Origin of the sequence: Pseudoalteromonas sp. SG43-1, from assembly GCF_014164415.1 — a bacterium.
Taxonomy (GTDB): Bacteria; Pseudomonadota; Gammaproteobacteria; order Enterobacterales; family Alteromonadaceae; genus Pseudoalteromonas; species Pseudoalteromonas distincta.
Window position 1 is genome coordinate 47909 of sequence record NZ_JACJFD010000010.1, and the last position, 20682, is coordinate 68590.

Annotated in this window: 18 protein-coding genes and 5 tRNA genes; 19 read left to right on the top strand and 4 right to left on the bottom strand. The window is 39.8% G+C overall.

The genetic code is table 11. The features are described from left to right. The first annotated feature begins 144 nt into the window (after window positions 1-144). From prfB to H5159_RS09355, 15 genes are all read left to right on the top strand, one after another. Window positions 145-1243, top strand: a protein-coding gene (prfB, locus tag H5159_RS09285) for a peptide chain release factor 2 (RefSeq protein WP_100218355.1) whose coding sequence is annotated in 2 segments (ribosomal slippage) — window positions 145-219 and window positions 221-1243 — 1098 coding nt in all. Because the reading frame shifts where the segments join, the coding sequence is not laid out codon by codon here. Between the two features lie 26 nt (window positions 1244-1269). Next, window positions 1270-2805, top strand: coding sequence for a lysine--tRNA ligase (gene lysS / locus H5159_RS09290; RefSeq protein ID WP_002961420.1), 1536 nt, complete (start codon window positions 1270-1272; stop codon window positions 2803-2805). Window positions 2806-3127: 322 nt separating this feature from the next. Then, on the top strand, window positions 3128-3310 hold the full coding sequence (locus H5159_RS09295) for a hypothetical protein (RefSeq protein ID WP_010553261.1): 183 nt from the start codon (window positions 3128-3130) through the stop codon (window positions 3308-3310). 128 nt (window positions 3311-3438) lie between these two features. Further along, window positions 3439-3531 (top strand) — tRNA-Ser (locus tag H5159_RS09300). A gap of 38 nt (window positions 3532-3569) precedes the next feature. Next, a tRNA-Arg gene (locus tag H5159_RS09305) sits at window positions 3570-3646 on the top strand. 45 nt (window positions 3647-3691) lie between these two features. Beyond that, window positions 3692-3768, top strand: a tRNA-Arg gene (locus H5159_RS09310). 78 nt (window positions 3769-3846) lie between these two features. After that, a tRNA-Arg gene (locus tag H5159_RS09315) sits at window positions 3847-3923 on the top strand. Window positions 3924-4038: 115 nt separating this feature from the next. Next, window positions 4039-4115, top strand: a tRNA-Arg gene (locus H5159_RS09320). Window positions 4116-5384: 1269 nt separating this feature from the next. Next, on the top strand, window positions 5385-6560 hold the full coding sequence (locus H5159_RS09325; protein WP_182780191.1) for an exo-beta-N-acetylmuramidase NamZ domain-containing protein: 1176 nt from the start codon (window positions 5385-5387) through the stop codon (window positions 6558-6560). Between the two features lie 9 nt (window positions 6561-6569). Next, window positions 6570-8228, top strand: coding sequence for a penicillin binding protein PBP4B (gene pbp4b, locus H5159_RS09330; protein ID WP_182780192.1), 1659 nt, complete (start codon window positions 6570-6572; stop codon window positions 8226-8228). Between the two features lie 191 nt (window positions 8229-8419). Beyond that, on the top strand, window positions 8420-9796 hold the full coding sequence (locus H5159_RS09335; protein WP_182780193.1) for a Na+/H+ antiporter NhaC family protein: 1377 nt from the start codon (window positions 8420-8422) through the stop codon (window positions 9794-9796). Between the two features lie 103 nt (window positions 9797-9899). Next, entirely contained in the window at window positions 9900-10766 is an 867-nt protein-coding gene (locus H5159_RS09340) for a hypothetical protein (RefSeq protein ID WP_182780194.1), read from the top strand. Between the two features lie 203 nt (window positions 10767-10969). Further along, complete coding sequence (locus H5159_RS09345; protein WP_024599053.1) at window positions 10970-11677, top strand: hypothetical protein; 708 nt, start codon at window positions 10970-10972, stop codon at window positions 11675-11677. Between the two features lie 303 nt (window positions 11678-11980). Beyond that, a complete protein-coding gene (locus tag H5159_RS09350; RefSeq protein WP_182780195.1) occupies window positions 11981-13723 on the top strand; it encodes a potassium/proton antiporter in 1743 nt (580 codons plus the stop codon). A 368-nt stretch (window positions 13724-14091) separates the two neighbouring features. Continuing rightward, entirely contained in the window at window positions 14092-14859 is a 768-nt protein-coding gene (locus tag H5159_RS09355; protein ID WP_182695425.1) for a hypothetical protein, read from the top strand. Between the two features lie 163 nt (window positions 14860-15022). On the opposite strand, the gene H5159_RS09360 is transcribed toward H5159_RS09355, so the two are convergent. The 3 genes from H5159_RS09360 to H5159_RS09370 are packed head-to-tail and all read right to left on the bottom strand — an operon-like array spanning window position 15023 to window position 16870. After that, window positions 15023-15655, bottom strand: a complete 633-nt coding sequence (locus tag H5159_RS09360; protein WP_182695424.1) for a hypothetical protein — start codon at window positions 15653-15655, stop codon at window positions 15023-15025. After that, entirely contained in the window at window positions 15642-16220 is a 579-nt protein-coding gene (locus tag H5159_RS09365) for a sigma-70 family RNA polymerase sigma factor (protein ID WP_259395070.1), read from the bottom strand. The genes H5159_RS09360 and H5159_RS09365 overlap by 14 nt, the downstream gene beginning before the upstream one ends. 14 nt (window positions 16221-16234) lie before the next feature. Beyond that, window positions 16235-16870, bottom strand: coding sequence for an energy transducer TonB (locus tag H5159_RS09370; RefSeq protein WP_165724215.1), 636 nt, complete (start codon window positions 16868-16870; stop codon window positions 16235-16237). Window positions 16871-17026: 156 nt separating this feature from the next. Here H5159_RS09370 and H5159_RS09375 point away from each other — a divergent pair, with 156 nt between their 5' ends. From H5159_RS09375 to H5159_RS09385, 3 genes are all read left to right on the top strand, one after another. Continuing rightward, window positions 17027-17533 (top strand): DUF3087 domain-containing protein, encoded by a 507-nt coding sequence (locus H5159_RS09375; protein ID WP_002961927.1) that lies wholly within the window; start codon window positions 17027-17029, stop codon window positions 17531-17533. A gap of 34 nt (window positions 17534-17567) precedes the next feature. Beyond that, the gene (locus tag H5159_RS09380) at window positions 17568-18017 is read left to right on the top strand and encodes a low molecular weight protein-tyrosine-phosphatase (RefSeq protein WP_182674006.1); all 450 of its coding nucleotides are present in this window, start codon (window positions 17568-17570) and stop codon (window positions 18015-18017) included. 99 nt (window positions 18018-18116) lie between these two features. Next, window positions 18117-18626 carry a hypothetical protein gene (locus H5159_RS09385; RefSeq protein ID WP_182749510.1) on the top strand — a complete coding sequence of 170 codons (510 nt, stop codon included), beginning with the start codon at window positions 18117-18119 and terminating at the stop codon, window positions 18624-18626. 67 nt (window positions 18627-18693) lie between these two features. On the opposite strand, the gene H5159_RS09390 is transcribed toward H5159_RS09385, so the two are convergent. Further along, on the bottom strand, window positions 18694-19809 hold the full coding sequence (locus H5159_RS09390) for an energy transducer TonB (RefSeq protein WP_182780196.1): 1116 nt from the start codon (window positions 19807-19809) through the stop codon (window positions 18694-18696). 249 nt (window positions 19810-20058) lie between these two features. On the opposite strand from H5159_RS09390, the gene ribA reads away from it, so the two are divergent. Then, the gene (gene ribA, locus H5159_RS09395; RefSeq protein WP_182780197.1) at window positions 20059-20682 is read left to right on the top strand and encodes a GTP cyclohydrolase II; all 624 of its coding nucleotides are present in this window, start codon (window positions 20059-20061) and stop codon (window positions 20680-20682) included.

Here is a 20682-nt window from a genome sequence, read left to right on the forward strand (position 1 = left end):
AAAATATGCACAAATCATGCATAAAAGGCTAATAAAGCGCGCGGTTTTTTGTTAAAATCGGGCGTTTTTATCATTTGACGATAATTTGTTGCGAAAATCCCATGTAAAGGGGCGCAATTACCTAGCCATTTTGGAGTGATGTACATGTTTGAAGTGAATCCTGTGATTAACCAAATCAAGGAAATTCGCGAACGTACTGAATTGCTTCGGGGGTACCTTTGACTACGCTCTTAAACAAGAACGCCTAGAAGAAGTTAACGCCGAACTTGAAGATTCAGCCGTATGGAATGAGCCTGAACGCGCACAAGCGCTTGGCCGTGAAAAATCAGCATTAGAGGCTGTTGTTGAAACAATCGACAACCTTGTAGCCGGTACTGACGACGTTGAAGGTCTACTTGAACTTGCTGTAGAAGCCGAAGATCAAGATACCTTTGATGAAGCACAAAGCGAACTTAGCGATCTAAACGAGCAGTTAGAAGGTTTAGAGTTTCGTCGTATGTTTTCAGGTCCTCATGACTCAAACGATGCGTACCTTGATTTACAATCGGGTTCTGGCGGCACTGAAGCACAAGACTGGTGTAATATTCTACTTCGTATGTATTTACGTTGGGGCGAGGCTAAAGGCTTTAAAGTTGAGCTAGTTGAAGCAACCGACGGTGATGTTGCCGGTATTAAAGGCGCAACAGTTCGCTTTGTTGGCGAATACGCTTACGGTTGGTTACGTACAGAAACAGGCGTTCACCGTTTAGTGCGTAAAAGCCCGTTTGACTCAAGTGGTCGTCGTCATACCTCATTTGCTTCTGCGTTTGTATACCCAGAGATTGACGATAATATTGAAATTGATATTAATCCGTCAGACCTACGTATAGACGTTTACCGTGCATCAGGCGCGGGTGGTCAGCACGTTAATACCACCGAATCGGCGGTTCGTATTACTCACGTACCAACCAATACCGTAGTGCAGTGTCAAAACGAGCGTTCACAGCATAAAAATAAAGCCCAAGCGATGAAGCAATTAAAAGCTAAATTATTTGAGCTTGAGCTACAGCAGCAAAATGCTGAAAAACAAACGCAAGAAGACGCTAAATCTGATATAGGTTGGGGTAGCCAAATACGTTCATACGTACTTGATGACGCACGTATTAAAGATTTACGTACAGGCGTTGAAAACCGCAATACCCAATCGGTACTTGACGGTAACTTAGATAAATTTATTGAAGCCAGCCTTAAATCTGGCCTATAACCACCAAGCTAATAAAGAGCTAAAAAATGACTGATAAAATCCAAGACGAAAACAAGTTAATCGCTGAGCGTCGCGGCAAGTTAGACGCGATACGCGAAAATTGCCCAGCCAACGGTCATCCAAACCAATTCCGTCGTGAGCATTACACGGCTGATTTGCAAGCCCAGTTTGGTGATAAGAGCAAAGAAGAATTAGTTGAACTACAAGAAGTTGTGTCTATTGCTGGGCGTATTTTAGCAAAGCGTGGACCATTTTTTGTAATTCAAGACATGAAAGGTCGTGTACAAGCGTATGCATCTAAAGATGTTCAAAAAGACCTTAAAGAAAAATATGGTCAGCTAGACACTGGCGATATTATAGGTGTTAAAGGTGCGTTAAATAAATCGGGTAAAGGCGATTTATACGTAGAAATGACTGAGTATCAATTACTAACTAAGTCACTTCGTCCGTTACCTGAAAAATTCCATGGCTTATCAGATCAAGAAACAAAGTACCGCCAACGTTATGTTGACTTAATTACTAACGAAGCAACGCGCGAAACATTCCGCATTCGCTCACAAGTAGTTGAAGGTATTCGTCGCTTTTTAGCAGACCGTGACTTTATGGAAGTAGAAACACCTATGCTACAGGTTATACCTGGTGGTGCATCTGCGCGTCCGTTTGTGACTCACCATAACGCGCTTGATATCGACATGTACCTACGTATAGCGCCAGAGCTTTACTTAAAGCGCTTAGTGGTAGGTGGTTTTGATCGTGTATTTGAAATTAACCGTAACTTCCGTAACGAAGGGTTATCTACACGCCACAACCCAGAATTTACAATGATTGAATTTTACCAAGCATACGCTGATTACATCGACCTGATGAACATCACCGAAGATATGCTACGTACTGTTGCAGAAAACGTACTAGGTAGTGCAATTGTAGTTAATACAACTAAGGACGAAAACGGCGAAGTTATCGATTCAGTTGAATACGACTTTGGTCAACCGTTTACACGTTTAAGTATGGCGGATGCTATCTTAAAATATAACCCTGAGTTTGATGCTGCGGTATTTAACGACCCAGAAAACCATTTTGAAGAGTTAAAAGCGTACGCTAAACAAGTGCACGTTAAAATTCCTGAAAACTGTGTTTGGGGCCCAGGTAAGTTTCTTTGTGAAATATTTGAAGAAACAGCAGAGCACATGCTTATTCAACCTACGTTTATTACTGGTTACCCGTGGGAAGTATCACCACTTGCACGCCGTAACGACGAAAACCCATTTGTTACCGACCGTTTTGAGTTTTTTGTTGGCGGCCGTGAACTTGCAAATGGTTTCTCTGAGCTTAACGATGCACAGGACCAAGCTGAGCGCTTTACTCGTCAAGTTGAAGAGAAAGACGCAGGCGATGATGAAGCAATGCACTACGACGAAGACTACATACGCGCACTAGAGTACGGCTTACCGCCAACGGCTGGTGAAGGTATTGGTATTGACCGTTTAGTAATGTTGTTTACTGATTCATCAACAATTAAAGACGTTATTTTGTTCCCGCATATGCGTCCACAAGCTGACTAAGCTTTAGTAAAACAAAGTAAGTTAATAAACGCCGCTTAATAGCGGCGTTTTTTTTACTTATAATTAGTGTTTTAATTAATAAGTACTACACTAAAAATTAAAGGTAATTATTAGTGCTGATTAATGTGCAATTCAGCTTCACTAACTTATTGTTATTGGAAGTTTTTAATATTAAAACTAACAGTGCTATAACTTTTTATTATGATTGTTTTTTAAACATATGTTGTGTTTGTACAAAGGTTTTAGCTAGAATACGCACGAAATTTACACTGCTGGTATTTAGCAGTTAAATATAGATTCTTAAAGGACTTAGAATAATAGTATGAAAGACAAACGAGTAGATGATTTATCAGAAGAGTGCACATCAGAGCAAGAACGAAACGCTTACTACCGTGCTTGTATCGCTGAATTTCAACAATTAGGTTACCAAGAACAGTATTTGGCTCAGTTAACTGATGACTTAGTTCCCGTGCTAGGTGTTAATCCTTCAAATAAAAATACGTAACCCGCTTAAATTTCAAACTAATTACACTTTTAAACCAAGCATATGTGCAATCTGTAACCATATAGTCGTTTTTGGTAGAAAAGTGTTTGACATATTTTCTGAAATCTTTATTATACGCCCCACAAGACGGAGAGGTGTCCGAGTGGCCGAAGGAGCTCCCCTGCTAAGGGAGTATAGAGTTTGTAGCTCTATCGAGGGTTCGAATCCCTCCCTCTCCACCATTTCTTTTAATGGCGTGTTTTGTAAAATTTTAAAGTATGGGTGCATAGCTCAGCTGGATAGAGTACTCGGCTACGAACCGAGCGGTCGGAGGTTCGAATCCTCCTGCGCCCACCATACTTTAATAACTCGCTTAGAGTCTAAATAAGCAAACTATAAAGCGGGTGCATAGCTCAGCTGGATAGAGTACTCGGCTACGAACCGAGCGGTCGGAGGTTCGAATCCTCCTGCGCCCACCACTTTATAAACTCTACTTAGAGTATAAATAAGTAAAACTCTCACTTAGAGTAAAAACAAGTAATAGTAAAAATGAAAGTGGGTGCATAGCTCAGCTGGATAGAGTACTCGGCTACGAACCGAGCGGTCGGAGGTTCGAATCCTCCTGCGCCCACCACTTTCATGTTTTCATACACTTTTAAGTGTAAGAAAAATAAACCGATGGAAATCGGTTTTTTTATGCCTGAATTAATACGCTCTGCTTAGAGTTTAAATAAGCAATCTATGAAAGTGGGTGCATAGCTCAGCTGGATAGAGTACTCGGCTACGAACCGAGCGGTCGGAGGTTCGAATCCTCCTGCGCCCACCACTTTCATAAATAAGCCGACATTAAGTCGGTTTTTTTGTGCCCGAAATAAAGTAAAGTGAAGTGTAGGTTTAGCCGAATTGAGAACCAGGCAGTCGGAGGTTCACTCTTACAAGATACGTCCTGCGCCTACCACTTTCATAAACAAGCCGACATTAAGTCGGTTTTTTTGTGCCTAAAATAAAGTGAAATGTAAACTACCACTCCTGTAGCCGCAGAGCTTGCTCGCGTGAGAAGCGCCAGCTTCTAATCACTTACCACCGATATAACTGATACTTTATTTACGAGCTTCGCTCGTCGCGTCAGCAAGCTGTATGCCTACAAGTAAAACCAGTGCTAATCGTTAAATCTAAACTCCGAGCTTATTCATCTGTGGTAGACGCTGAGTTTGCTCGCGTGAGAAGCGACAGCTTCTATTCCCCCCTCAAAAATATAATTTATAAGATTTTATTTGTTGGCAACGCCAGAAATAAGTAATTTATTCACAAAGAGGTTAAGAGGCGCTGCGCTTTTAGAGGTAGTAATAAAGCAAAACTAATAAACCCGGGTTTATGTCTTCTCATTTACTTCTCTTTCGCTTCTCTTTGTATAATAGATCTTTAAGTGGTTCATTGACCAAGAAACTAAATAACTAGATGCGTTTAGCTCTAAGAAGGTTAAATACGGTCTTTAAGCTTAAAATGAGAGGTGGTATTTTCAAGTAAAGCTATCCCTAATCGTTAAATCTAAACTCCGAGCTTATTCATCCGTTGTAGACGCTGAGCTTGCTCGCGTGAGAAGCGACAGCTTCTATTCCCCCCTCAAAAATATAATTTATAAGATTTTATTCGTTGGCAACGCCAGAAATAAGTAATTTATTCACAAAGAGGTTAAGAGGCGCTGCGCTTTTAGAGGTAGTAATAAAGCTAAGCTAAACTAATAAACCCGAGTTTATGTCTTCTCATTTACTTCTCTTTCGCTTCTCTTTGTATAATAGATCTTTAAGTGGTTCATTGACCAAGAAATTAAATAACTAGAAGCGTTTAGCTCTAAGAAGGTTAAATACGATCTTTAAGCTTAAAATGAGAGGTGGTATTTTCAAGCAAAACCATCTCTAATCTTTAAATCTAAACTCCGAGTTTATTTATCCGTTGTAGACGCTGAGCCTGCTCGCGTGAGAAGCGACAGCTTCTAATCACTATATCTACTCAAGCCCACTTAACCCTTTTCTAAAGCTGCTCTTTATTATTACCTATGTTATTTTAAACGCCTTGTTTAAAAGGATATTGCAGTATGTTTAAAACCCTATTTATTACGTTGTTTTTTATTTTTAGCGCCATTTTTATTGCAAGTGTGCAAGCCAACGAAGCTAATAACTCACTTGTAGTAGGTGCGCAGCAATATGCTAAATATTTACCGCAGTTAAAAAATAAACGTGTAGGGCTAGTAGTCAATCAAACATCAAGCGTAGGGGAAACTCACTTAGTAGATACTCTACTGACTAAAAACATAAACATAACTAAAATTTTTGCTCCTGAGCATGGCTTTCGTGGCGATCACGATGCGGGCGCCCATGTGAAAAATGCTGTTGATGGTAAAACTGGTATTCCGCTTATTTCTATTTACGGTAAAAATAAAAAACCAAGCCAAGCTGCTTTAGCCGATGTTGATGTCATTATTTTTGACATTCAAGATGTGGGAGTGCGTTTTTATACCTACATAAGCTCTATGCACTACATGATGGAAGCCGCTGCAGAGCAGGGGATAGAATTTTTAGTACTCGATAGGCCCAATCCAAATATTGCCTACGTTGATGGGCCAATATTAGAGTCAGAATTTAAATCGTTTGTAGGCATGCACCCAATTCCTGTTTTACACGGCATGACCGTTGGCGAACTTGCCAAAATGATCAAGGGCGAGGGTTGGATCAATAAAGCGGCCGATTTAAAATTAACGGTGATCCCTGTTGATCATTACACTCGCAAAAGTACTTATAGCTTGCCTGTAAAACCAAGCCCTAACTTACCTAACGATCAAGCCATTGCGCTTTACCCATCACTTTGCTTTTTTGAGGCAACGCCTATCAGTATTGGTAGAGGCACCGACTTTGCATTTCAAGTAATTGGCTATTCGCCAGTAGCATTAGGTGATTTTAATTTTACACCGCGTGCAATTAAAGGCACTGCTTTAAACCCTAAATTTAAAAACCAAACCGTACAAGGGCTCGATTTAAGACAAGCAAATATCACAGGTCTAAATTTAACTTACTTAATAAATGCGTACACGGAGCTTAGTAAAAATAACATCTCGTTTTTTGAGCGCGCTGACTTTATGGATAAGCTAGCGGGTACTAATAAATTGCGCTTAGCTATTGAAGCAGGGCAATCAGAGGCGCAAATAAAACAAAGCTGGCAGGCGGGACTTGCGCAATTTAAAGCGCAAAGAGCGCATTACTTGTTATATAAATAAGGGCTAAGCATGTTTATTGCTTTAAAAAATCAAAGGTATGGTTATATCAAACAAGCTTTTATAGTGGCATTGAGCTTTATTATTGTGGGTTGTAGTACACCACCTGAGCCTATTAGCTCGGTGCTACCACTTACAAAAAGCCAGCTTGTAGAGCTACCTAATGCACAAGTGGTTGTAACGTTTCCTGAGGTAAATCCAAGTAGCCGGTTTTATGTAAATAACCGAGGCACGTTTAAAGCTTACAAAGGGCGCGGGCAATTATTAATACAAAACCATAACGCACAAAGCGCCGATATTTACATTAATAATAAAAAGCTCGACGTTAACCAACTAAGCGCCAACACCTTATATAATTACAGTTTGGCAAAAAATACTCACAACGGTGTTAATACCTTTAAAGTTGAAAATATTCTCCCTGCTGGCGCAAGTTTAACGCTGCGTTTTGCATTTCCTACTTTAAGCGATGAACCAAAAAAGCATATAGATTTTACTGAAGTAGACGAATTAATTGAGCGTGATGTAAAAGCGGGTTTTCCTGGGGCTGTATTGGCTGTTGTTAAAAATGGTGAGCTAATAAAATTAACCGCCTATGGCGATGCAAAGCAATATCAGCAAAGTGATTTAATGCTACTACGCCCAGAGCCAATGCAAACTAATACTTTGTTTGATCTTGCCTCAAACACCAAAATATTTGCCACAAACTTTGCACTTATGAAATTAGTAAGCGAAGGGTTATTAAATATTAATAAACCCGTACAAAGCTACCTAAGCGAATATAAAGGTGAAGGGCGAGCAAAGCGCACAGTAAAAGACTTACTCACACACAGCGCTGGATACCCGCCAGTATTTGACTTTCATCGTAAAGATGGCAGCTACGGCGACGCGTTTTATTCGCAAAACAGTAAAACCACCAAACAGCTATTACTTACCAGCGTGCCTTTTAGTAGTAAATCATCTGGGCAGCATGTTTACTCAGATATTGATTACATGATTTTAGGCGTACTCATTGAGCGCATAACTGGGCAGCCCCTTGACGAATACCTAGAGCAGCAAGTGTACGCGCCATTAAAATTAACTAACACGTTATTTAATCCACTTAAAAAAGGCTTTAAGCCGCAGCAATTTGCAGCCACTGAGCTTAGCGGCAACACACGAGACGGGCGCATTAAGTTTGATAATGTTCGTACCACTGTTTTACAAGGCCAAGTGCATGATGAGCGCGCTTACTACTCACTTGATGGCGTAGCAGGGCATGCAGGGTTGTTTAGTAACGCTCACGACTTAGCCGTGCTTTGCCAGCTATTACTAAATAATGGCGGCTACGGCGATCAACAATTATTTAGTGCCAGTGCCTTAGCACAATTTTTAACGCCGCAATCAAGCGATGAAACCTACGGGCTTGGCTTTAGGCTTGCCGGTAATAACCAAGCAAGGCGTTGGCACTTTGGCCCTTATGCAAGCGCGCAGGCTTATGGGCACACCGGTTGGACAGGCACAGTAACCGTAATAGACCCCGCTTACGACTTGGCTATTGTTTTACTTACTAATGCTCGCCATAGCGCAATTAAAGGCTCGCTAAAACGTTACGAATTTACAGGCAAACAATTTGAAACCGCGCAGTACGGATCGGTCGTCTCGCTTATTTACGAAGCGTTACTAAATCAATAAGCTATCGTATAGGTTAAAACGTACTAACTGTGCCACCTTAAGTGATTTATTTACAGGTGACTTGAGTAAGCCAATCCATTAAGCTAAGCGGTCTATAAAACTAAGCCGGTTTATGTTGTTAGGCTTAACAAATAAGCGTTAAAACGCGTACAAAGCGAGGTTTACTCGCTAATAACTAAGGTTAACTTTTTATGCATTGGTATTCTATTTTACCGCCGCTAATTGCGATTGCTATCGTGTTTTGGCGAAAAGAAGTGATTATGGCACTACTTGTTGCCGTTGCTTCTTCTGAGTTTTTACTTGCCCTTCAGGGCGAAGGTAATAGCTTGTTTGATACTTTTTTAAATACCATTGAACGCATTATTTCGGTAGCTAGTTCGCCAGGTAATACACGCATACTAATATTTAGTATTTTAATTGGTGCATTGCTTGCCTACATTCGCGAATCTGGCGGCGTTGCAGCAACTGTCAATATGCTAATGAATAAAGGTATTGCAAAAAGTAAACGCCAAGTGGGCTTTTTAACCATGTTTACCGGCATTGCGGTGTTTATAGAATCTAACTTGAGCGTACTTACCTCAGGTATTCTATCGCGTGGCTTATTCGACAAATTTAAAATGAGCCGAGCTCGTCTAGCTTACATTATTGACAGCACCAGTGCGCCAGTGTGTATTTTAATACTACTTAACGGCTGGGGTGCATTTGTACTTGGTTTGTTAGGTAACTACGAGCTAGGTGAGTCGGCTGTATCGGTATTGTGGGGCAGTGTAGGGTATAACTTTTACGCCATAATTACCCTTGCCATTGTTTTTTACACAATCGCGTTCGATAAAGTGCATGGCCCAATGAAAGAAGCCGAAGAAAAACTAGAGCTTCAAACAACTGACTTAAAAGAAGAAATAAAAGCCTCTAAAGCGCGTTACATGTTAATCCCGCTTATTACGCTAATTACCAGCATGGTTGGCTTTATGTATTACACCGGTAATGGTGTACTTGCCGAGGGCAGCGGTTCTAAATCAGTATTATACGCAACGGTTTTAGCCATTGTTGTGGCTTACTTTTTAATGATTGGTTCGCGTAAATTTACGCACCATCAATTAGTTGATACAGGCTTTAAAGGTATGGGCGAATTAATGCCATTGGTCGCCATTGTACTGCTTTCGCTTACACTCGGCGCAAGTCTTAAAGAGCTTGGCACTGGCGTATTTGTAGCGTCACTTGTTGGCGACTACTTACCTATTTACTTAATAGTACCGGTGCTGTTTTTAACTGGCGCGGTAATGTCGTTTACTACAGGTACATCGTGGGGTACTTTTGCTATATTAATCCCAATTGGTGTGCCACTTATTCAAGCGCTAGGTTTACCGCCGTCGCTTGTTGTTGGTGCTATTTTGGGTGGTGGTATATTTGGCGATCATTGCTCGCCTATATCCGACACCAGCGCTGTATCGGCTATTGCATCGGGGTGTGACTTACTCACCCACGTTAAAACGCAGCTACCGTATGCCTTATTTGGTGGTGGCCTTACGTTTTTAGCGTACTTAGTAACAAGCATAATTGTTTTGTAAGAGCGTACTATAGAAGTAATGCTTTAATAAACGAGCAATAATAATTACCTAAAAGCCTGCAACTATGCAGGCTTTTTTAGAGCATAAAACAAGGATTGTTTAAATGAAAAATAAAGCTTTTGTCTTTTTTAGTTTTTTATTATTTCTGAACGCATGCTCTTACCTAGAAAGTGAAATAGAACAAGCTAATAGACTAGCAAAAACATATCAGCTCGATATTAAGGCTGGCGATACTCGTTTATTTTTTCCTGAACAATTTTTAGGAATTGGAGGCAAGCCGCCTACACTTGAAATGGAAAGCACTTCTTTGGAGGATTCTTCAGAGTCACTTGATGGCATTGAAACCGCGCTGGAGGTTTATCCTGAAGGCTTTGTTTCCAAATTTATTAATGCTATTTATATTTCAGGACCAATGCTCATGGAGGGGGCTGAAGCGGGGGGAACATATTCAAGAAATTCTATAATATTATCAAATATCTCAGATAAGAACGGTACTAACTTCAATTATGAAAATTCGTTACGGGGAGTTCATCACGAACTTAGTTCTTTGATTTATTTACGCTCCCCTTTTGTAAATCTTGCATGGCAAGGTCTGTTGCCTGAAAGTTGGAGTCCTGCCTCCTCAAACTATGAGGCGTTAACGCAAGATAGGAATATAGGGCCTGATTATAAAAATGGCTTTCTATCTACCTACGGTAAAACTAATATTGAGAACGACTTTAATATTTTCGCTGAATTTGCTTTTTCTGAGCCTGAAAAGCTACGAGACCTTGCAGCTAAGTATCCAACTATAGCTAAAAAGCTGAGTTTATTTATTACTGCATATAAGCAGGTTCTTCCTGAATATCAGCAGGGCTTCGAAGAGTATTTCACTAATACGGGTTTAAGCGATATTGCTATAAAACCTGATAATGTAAAGATTACGATTAACAGTGATTTTAGTAATGTTAAGCCGCAGATAATTCACTAAGTTACCCTAGTGAAGGGCTTATTTTTACAGATAGTGATTGTTTAAATATAAGGTATTTCTCAGTTAAAGAAACTCAAGTTAAATACTCAAAAAGTAATTTTTCTTATACCTAAAATCATTACAGAAATTAACTTCTTAGGATTTCTCTACCTAACTTTAAATGATATGATTTCGACAATTAAATAATAAATAAGGACATTTTTATGGATATTATTATCGGTCAACATGCGCTAAAGAAAAAAACACAGCTAACGCAACTTTCTGAACGTGCAATTGGTAAAGCCTTTAAAGATCAAGCTGCTTTAGCAATACAAATGACGCAATGTAGTGCAGCTGTTTATCGTCGATTACAACGAACTTATAAATCAACTGTAACACCACGCGATGAAAAAAGAGTTAAAGCAGGTGGCTTAAGTACACAATCAGTTACTTTTTCAACAAGTAATAGTAGCCAAAAATCCTTTAATAGCTTACTTCCTGCAATGCGAGGAAGAGGTGCACCTACAAATACTTCAAAAACGTCAAATGATGTTGCAGTTGCTTCTAATCAGCCACAAGCAGTTAACTTGTTGGCTTTGCTACATCCTGTTATAAGCGGCGACATAATGAAGACAGGTAATGCTGTTGAAAAAACAGCGACTATATTAGGGCTAGTAACAACGACTGTTGGTTTTGTAGTTCCAGGCGGTGGAGCTGTTTCATCAATTGTTAGTTGGGTAGGAAGTGGTGCTACGTATTCAGGTTTTTCAATGTCTAGAATTCGCTCTGATGCGCCAGACCGAGCTTATCACCAACTAACAAATTATATTACATGGCTAGCCGCTTGGAATAAAAAAGCGTGTGAGTTAATTGATATAGCAGATCCTAATGGTCAATGGACCTTTAGGGATATCGAGCATGGACTTTCATAAGATTAGACTGTAAGCAGCGTTTTAAAAGAAAGTGTAAATACGTTATACCTGTAACTTACGATTATTGAAAAGCCTGCTTAATTGCAGGTTTTTTGTTTTTAAAAACAAATAAAATTAAGTTGAATGGAGCTAAGCTAAGTAATATTAAATTCAATAACACTCTCTCTATTATCTAAACCACTTAAATATAGACTTAAGTACCCGTATTTATATTTTTTAGGTTATTGTATAGCATGAGCTTTAAGCTTTTTGGTAGCTATAAATTCTTACTTTTTAACTCATATAAGGCTGTAAACCCACACTATGTTTGTAATTGATAATATCATTCTCGTTAGTGCCATTTTAATTTTACTTGGAGTGATCTCGAGCAAGTTATCTGCACGCGTTGGCTTACCGGTGCTGGTGCTATTTTTACTTGTAGGTATGCTCGCAGGTGAAGATGGTATTGCAGGTATTTCATTCGACAACGCAGAGGCCGCACATGCTCTGGGTACTCTAGCGCTTGCTATTATTCTATTTGATGGTGGCTTACAAACGCCCACCAGTTCAATTAAACAAGTGTGGAAACCCGCGTCTGCTTTAGCAACCATCGGGGTGTTATTTACCGCTGTAATTACAGGCCTTGTGGCCACTTATATTTTAGACCTACCCATACTACAAGGTGTATTACTTGGCGCCATTGTTGGCTCTACAGATGCCGCAGCAGTGTTTGCGCTCTTACGAAGTGCGGGCATTCACTTAAATAAAAAGCTTAAATCTACGCTTGAAATAGAAAGCGCATCGAATGATCCAATGGCTATTTTTCTAACGGTTGGATTGCTCGAAATGCTCGTTAACGACATGCCAATAGGGCTGGATTTACTACAGTTATTTGCTCAACAAATGGGTGTTGGCGCTATTTGTGGTCTTTTAATTGGTAAGGTATCGGTTTGGTTTATTAATCGAATTAAACTAAATGCATCAGGTTTGTATTTAGTGATGGTAACCGCATTTGGACTGCTTTCTTTTGGCCTTTCTGCAACGCTTGGCGGTAGTGGATTTTTAGCTGTATTTATAACGGGTGTTATTTTAGGTAACAGTAAATTTGTATATAAACGCGGTATTTTTCTGTTTCATGACGGCTTAGCCTGGCTTGGGCAAATAACCATGTTTGTTGTATTAGGACTCCTTATTAACCCGTCGTCGTTGGTTGACGTATGGTTAGAAGGGTTGCTTATTGCACTGGCACTTATTTTTGTTGCTCGGCCATTAGCGGTAGCGCCTATTTTAAAACTGTTTGGTTTTAACAATCGCGAAACCTTGTTTGTATCTTGGGTTGGGCTTAGAGGCTCAGTGCCCATTATTTTAGCTATATTCCCATTACTATTTGGTCTTTCAGGGGCTGAGCTTATTTTTAATGTTGTTTTTTTCGTGGTGTTAATTTCAGCCACGTTACAGGGCTCAACAATGCCGTGGATGGCTAAAAAACTAAATTTAGTAGAGCCGCCACCTGATTTGGCTGCTGCAACGCTCGAAATCACAGCACTAAACGATATTGATATAGAAATTGTAGAATACACTTTAAGTGACGTTTCTCGGGTTTCTGGGCGTAGCTTGTCACATGCTGCACTTCCTGAGAGTGTGGTTGTTGCTATGATCACACGGGGCCCGTCAATCATACCGCCACGAGGCTCAACTAAGTTAAAACCAAACGATCATTTATTTGTTGTTTTAAAACCAGATAACAGACCTTTTGTTGATTTAGTTTTTACAGCAACCGATAAAACAAACCATCAAGATAGCCACTTAGCCCACAACGAACTTAAAGTGAAAGGGGTAACGTTGGTAGGTGATATATTTTACTCTTACCATATGCACATAGACGCCCCAGAGGGCATAAGCTTGGAAGAAGTGATTAACCAAAAGCTTTCAGGAGAAGTCAGTAAAGGGGCTATTGTTGTTATTGGTAATGTGCAAATACGCGTTATAACAATGGTACATACACGCATAGTCACCATTGGCTTAAAGTATTTAAACAATCCAGAAAAGCGACTTTTAAAGCAGTAATCATTAACAGTGATTTGTTAGATGGTGACACCGCGTTTATAGCTAAGTAGGTTGGGTTGAGTGACACGAAAACAAACGGTTCTCCAATGCAAAGAGCACACCCAAAGCTAGTTATAGGTAGTGTTTTTTGTAGGCGCATAGCTTGCTGGCGCGTCGGGCGGTAGCCCGAAATCTATGCATAGCCTTAAGGCCAAAGTCATATTACATTTCTTAGCTAATAAGGTTAGACCCTCGGACTCAATTTATTCTTGGCAGTATTATAAATAACAACCGAGCAAGCACTGCTTTAATCTGGGTATTACTCTGCGTTTGACCAAAATGAATCTCTTAGGTAGGCTAAATATATAAAATCAACTCGAACTGATTAGATGAAAGATAATAAAAATATAAGGTTTATAGATTTAACCACTAAAAATTTGGGGGTTATTTCTACAATTATCTTCTTTATCTACACTATATTTTGTTATTTCTGGACAGTGATTTACTTTAATAATTGGGGCGTTTTTGCTTTTGATTATTTATCAAATACTGACATTTATAATTTCACTATAGTATCTAGCGGTCTCCCTTTTTCACTAACACTTATTCTACTGACTCTATCAATAATTAAAGCTACAAAGGATATTTTTCATCTATTAGAGGAAAAAGATCGTACCAAGGGAATAGTTTATAGTGATAAGCATACTGGGTATGAAAAAGAAACTAATATGCTATTTGTAAACGCTCTAACTATAGTGATTTTGATGTTAGTGTCATATGCGGCTTACGGTTATCACTTAAAGTCTATTTCATCTAAGATTGAGTTAGCCAAATATAAGATAATAATTAAAAATCGTGAAGATAATATGTGTGGTCATATTATTAGTAATGTAGGTGATAATATAGTTATATGGGATTACAGCTCTGATAAAGTTGTGGCTTTAAACAAGAGTGCAGTCGAAAGTTACAGTGAGATGAGGTTGTCTCCACCTCCATTTGAATACAAATTGATATACCCTGATGGAACCTCAACGCCGCGTAAACATGGCTGGACTTCACAACCCCCCAGAAATATAAGAATAGAAACTGAAGACACTAAAAAAGCACTTAAGGAGTGGAAAAATAGTTTCCTAAAGCAGTGCTCCCACTCAGGATGAAAATATATTTTTAGTGACTATTTAAACGCTAATTGCGCTAAGTTGGCTTCCTAAATAAGTTCTGACTGGTAAATTTTCTCTGTTAATCTTTAAAGTTATTGTCTAATAGTTGAATGACTTTTAAACCTTTGGGGGTTATTTTTGCTTAGTCGCAAACAGTTCATTAACCTCTACACATCTTAACCCCAGCTCCTGCATGTTTAAGCGCAATAATTTGCCCTTTGCCGTTATGCGCCATAGCCAGCATATCACCTGTGTTTATATTACTTTCTACCGCATGTTTACCCTTTAAATCACTGAGCAGTGAATGCTTAATTTGCACTAGCACCTCGTCATTACAGCTGGCTATGTACCAGTCGTTATCTACCTTCACTAGAGTGCCGTATTCTATGTGGCGTTGTTGGTGGCGGCGTAAATCGTTAGCTAATTGGCTATCGAGTGCGTGTTTTTGCTCTGTAAAGGTGCTTGCGTAGCTACCTGCTTGATTTATTTCGTGTGTTTTAATAATTGAATAGTCGTGAATGTCTATAGTGTTAAATACGCTATTAAGCACGGTTTTAGGCTCAGTATTTATTACGTTGTTATTATCAAACACAATAAAGGCGAACACACCGAGTGCGCAGGCAAGGCTGGTTAGCTGTAGCGTAAAACTAAACCTTGTGGGCTTTTTAGGCTTTGTGTGCGTGGCTGTATTAAGTAGCGCTTTTTGTTGATCGCTTGTAAGTGTTATGCGCTCTTTTCGCTCTTTGTAGTGTTGTGTGAGCTTTTGATCAAACGGCTCATCAGGCTTGTTCATTGTTTGCTCCTAATAAACGTTTAAGGTGTTGCTTGGCGTAGCGCAGCCTTGTTTTAATGGTCTCAAGGCTGCTTTGCGTTATAAGTTCTATGTCGGCAAGCGAAAAGCCTTCTTGTTGCAAGGTTACGGCTTCGCGCTGTACAAAGCTAAGTTGTTTTAGGGCGGCGTCGAACGCGTCGTAACTTATGTTTGAGCTGCCTATAGTTAAGCCACTTTCGCTTTTATCATTTTGTGCTGCTAAATGCGTGTTTTCGTCAAGCTCTACAAAGTGCTGTTGCCTGCGGTATTCGTCAATGAGTGTGTTGCGGGCAAGTTTAAATAACCACGCTTTGGGTGTGGTTTGTGCTTGGTAAAGGTGGCGTTTTTCGATTACTTTTAGCCATGTTTGTTGGCTTACGTCGTATGCTAAATGCGTATTAGATTGCGTAACAAGGTAGTGGTATAAGTCGTTACTGTAGAGGGCTATAAGCTGCTCTAAGTAACGATTGTCGCCACTTTTTGCGTAACTTGCCATGCAGTCCTTGCTTGGCGTTTCAAATAACCATGACTTAATACTTAGTAGCATAGGCGTTTAGTCCGTTAAATAGAGTTATCTAATTTAAAATCGAGCTGTACAGTTTGACCTGTTTGTAATTGTGCCACACCTTCAATTACTTTGGGGCGATATTTCCAGCGTTTAATGGCTCTTATTGCTTCGCGGTCAAAGGTACGTTTTGGCTCGGCGTTAATAACTACTGGGTCGATTACTTCACCGGTGGGCGAAATACTAAAGCTTAGTTGTACCCAACCTTCAATACCATCGCGCGCGGCTGTAGTTGGGTATTTAGGGTTTATGCGCACTATGGGTGTTGCATCCCCTGTAGGGCGATTAATGGTATTGTTAATGTCGCCACCAAAATCGTCAATTGTAACTGGCGTAAGGTCGCTAATTGCCAACACAGGATCGGCTGATGTATTAAGCGGTGGAGCTTTTTGCGGCACTTTAGGCATTGGCGGTGGCGGCTGTATTTTTTGTATATGCCTGACTTTTGAATCCTCAGGTGCCTGAAAAATCTCTACTATAATATCGCCCCCTGGTTTAACCGGTGCGCGTTGCTCGCCACTTATTAAATATTGCATAAACGCAAAAGCTGCAAAGGTCATTGCGGCGCCGCCGATAACGGCAGTCGATGTTTTAATAAATACTGGGTTGTTAGGTACTTCAAGTGTGTGCATAAGCCGCTCCAAATTTTATTGACCACTACTATTAGGGTGTTTTCAAAGCTATAACGGGTGGCAAATCAAAAAGGGGTGAAATAATTTTATAAAAAATGTGGGGTTTAGTTACAATAGCCATTCGCATTTTTTTACTTATTAACTTTTTAGGCTGTTATGCAACTCATTGAAATAAATAAAGCGCGTTACCGTAAACATTTAAACCGTGTTATTGCAGGATGCGGTATTGGTTTGGCTGTAGGCAGCTTGGCTATATCGCAAACGCTGATTGCTTTATTTCCTGATGAAAGTGGTAGCCACTTTCATTGGAACTTAATAGGCGTTGCTATTACAAGCGTTGGGCTTGCGTGGTTACTTAATAAATACCGTACACATACGTTTATGACAGAAGTTGTTTATGTGTGGGAGCTTAAAAAAGCACTTAATAAAATAACCCGTAAAATGGCTAAGTTAAAAGCCGCTGGCCGTGAAGGTAATGCCGATGCGTTATTAGCGATTCATTATAGCTACGCGGGCTCTCGGTTATTGTGGCAGCTAGACGATAATCTAATCACCATGGACGATTTAGCCATTAAACAAGCTGAGCTTGAATCTGTTGCAGCGCAACATAACGTAACGCTTAATGTTGAAGATTACGATGAAAGCATTTTAAAACAGTTTTAAAGCTTAGGTTTTTAAATTAGTTAGAGGAGCCTTAATGAAAAAAGTACTCATAGTGTGTTTAGGTAATATTTGCCGCTCGCCAACCGCAGAGGCGGTATTAAAAGCCCGCGCTAAAAAGCTAGGTGTTAACGTTAAAGTTGATTCGGCGGGCACTATTGGCTATCACGAAGGTAAAGCGCCTGATAGTCGCTCAATGGCAGCCGGGAAGAAGCGCGGTTACAGCTTTAAAGGTATTTATTCACGTAAAGTGCGTACAAGCGACTTTACTGAGTTTGATTTAATTTTAGCGGCCGATACGCAAAACTTAGCTGATTTAAAAGCCCAGTGCCCTGAGCATCTACAGTACAAATTAGCGCTGTTTTTAGAATATGGCGAGCAAGCCCAAAGCGCTATTCCCGATCCCTATTACGGCGGCGATGATGGCTTTGAAAATGTGCTCGATTTAATAGAAGCGGCTAGCGATAAAATACTCGCTAAAATTTAATCCCTATTTTATTACTAAAGCTAAATTTAACGAGCTTTTAGTCGTATTGCATGGCGTTCCTAAAGTAAGTACATTTTATACTTACTCAAAGGGAACTTTATGAAAATAAAAATATTACTACTCACTTTATCTATTGCTTCTTGTTCTACTTTTGCTAACGATGTTAGTTTTTCGATTGGGGGTGGCTATCCTTACTTAGTTATTCCTGAGGTGTCTTTGTCGGCTAACGACGACACACAGCGCTGGTATGCAAATTATAAACTAGGCCTTGATGATGGATTTTCTGCCGGTTTTGAACAAGCAGTTAGCGATAATAAAAAACATGCTTTTGGCGTACTTGTGGGCGCTATTGGTGCAAGAGATACAGACCAAGAGTGCGAAAGTTCAACTAATGATGTAGCAACTGACTTTGCTAATACGCTAGGTTGTGTAATTGGCGGTATTTTTGATGAAGAAACAACAAACGGTATAGGGCTTACGTACAACTACAACTTTAATGAACTGAACAGCGCTGGTTTTAGATTAGAGCTAGATGTGGGCTACGGTAAAGCAAGCGATAGCAATGAAAAAAGAGCCGATGGCGGAATTAGCGTAAGTTATGAATTTTAACTACGTAGAATTTGTATTAGTTGGTATTAAAAAAGACGCTTAAAGCGCCTTTTTTAATGAGCCGCTTTTAGTGGCGGTTAATTTTAAAGTCGAGTTGTACCTGAGAAATAGCGCTAACAGGTTTGCCATTTTCAAACTTTGGCGCGTAACGCCATTGCTCAAGCGCTGCTTTGGCTGATTTTTCAAATGCGCTGCCGCCTTCTGAGCTAAGTACTTTTGGGTTTTTTACAAAGCCAGCTGCGTCTACCTCAAACTCCATAACAACGCTACCATCGGTACTAAATCTGGCTTTGTTAACTGGGTATTTAGGATTAACACGGTAAAGCGGCGTTTGCTCTTGCGATTCTTTCCATGGCACCATTTGAGCGATAGCTAGGCAATGTTTAGTTGCTTCTTCGCTTTTACCTTGCTTTTCGTACAGGCCTACAAGCTTTGAATGAGCTGTTAGCTCTGCACTGTGATCAAAGTTTAAGTTACTATCGAATACAGTAACTATACGATTTAGCCTTTCAATCGCTTGATTGTATCTTTTACGACCCTCTGCGAATGAGGCCATTAAAAAATCGGCTTTTATGCGCTCTAGTGAGTTTTCAGGTAAGTTTTCTTGGTAGTATTCGTCGGCCTCTTCTAGGTAGTTTTTAGCCTCACGATATTTTTTAGAACTAAACTTTTTAGCCAGTAGCGTTGCAGCTTCAAGTTTCATGTCGGCTACAAACTTAGGGTTATTTTGTGTTTTAGCTATACCTATTACTTCTTCTAAAAAGTTAGCTGCTTTGTAAGCTGATGTTGTGTAGTTAGCTTTTCCGAGCAGTGCATCAACTGTTTCTATTGATTGTTTGCCGTGATTAGCCGCTAAAATAGTATGTGCTTCATCATAAAGTGCAAAACGTTGTTCGTATAGCTCATCGCCGTAGCCTTTAATAGCTTTAGCGTAGTTAATAGCTAAGTTAGCAGTATTGTCGTCGCTTTTACCGTAAACGGCTTTACCTGATGTGTAAGCAAGTTTGGCAGTTTGTTGTACGTTTTCGCCTGCTTTAACTGCTGCTAAATAGCTTTGGTATGCTTGGTTAAATACCGTTTGAGGATCGCTTGCTTGGCTGGCAAGTACTGTAGTGCTTAAAGTTGTTGCGCTTAAAGCAGACAAACCCAAGCCTATAAATAAAGCGAGTTGCTGACGTTTCATAATAATCCCTATCATTGTTTAAAATACAAAATACCAAACGTGCCTGTAGGTGTCACTGATTAAGGTAAATCAACGTAAATAATATTGGCGGTTATTTGTATTAATTTATTGCTTAACAATCATTGAAAATAACGCCTGTCGTCGCCATATATTTGCCATAAACAGTCTTGTACTACGGTGTATTTATCCTATTTTGTGATACTATCACTTTATTGTCGTGTCGTAGTTATTTAAATATTTGGATTTGTCGTGGCGAAAGTAAGAGCAAGAGTCCAGCTTAAAGTTGGCAGAAATAGTGATATCCCTGCAGAAATAATCTCATTTACTGATTTAAAAGATGGTAAAGAACATATTGCTATGGTGTTTAACAACGCCGATACAGAGCAAGATGTACCGCTAATTCGTATGCATTCAGAATGCCTAACGGGCGATGTATTTTACTCATCGCGTTGTGATTGCGGCGAGCAGCTAAATGAATGTATTGAAATGATGCACGAGCAAGGCGGTATTTTATTGTATTTACGCCAAGAAGGCCGTGGCATTGGTTTATACAACAAAATAGACGCTTACGTATTGCAATCGCAAGGTATGAATACCTACGAGGCTAATAATCATTTAGGCTTTGCTGATGATTTACGTGACTTTTCGGATGCAGTATTAATGCTCAATGCGCTTAATTTAAGTCACGTTAAATTAATGACTAATAATCCTAAAAAGCTTAATGCATTAAAAGATGCCGGTATTAATGTTGACTCGGTTGTGGGCACGCATGCGCACATTAAAGCGGGTGTTGCGGGTAATAAATCGTACCTAGAAACAAAAATTAAGCATGGCGCGCATATGTTAGATATTAAGAAAATTAAAAAACCTTAA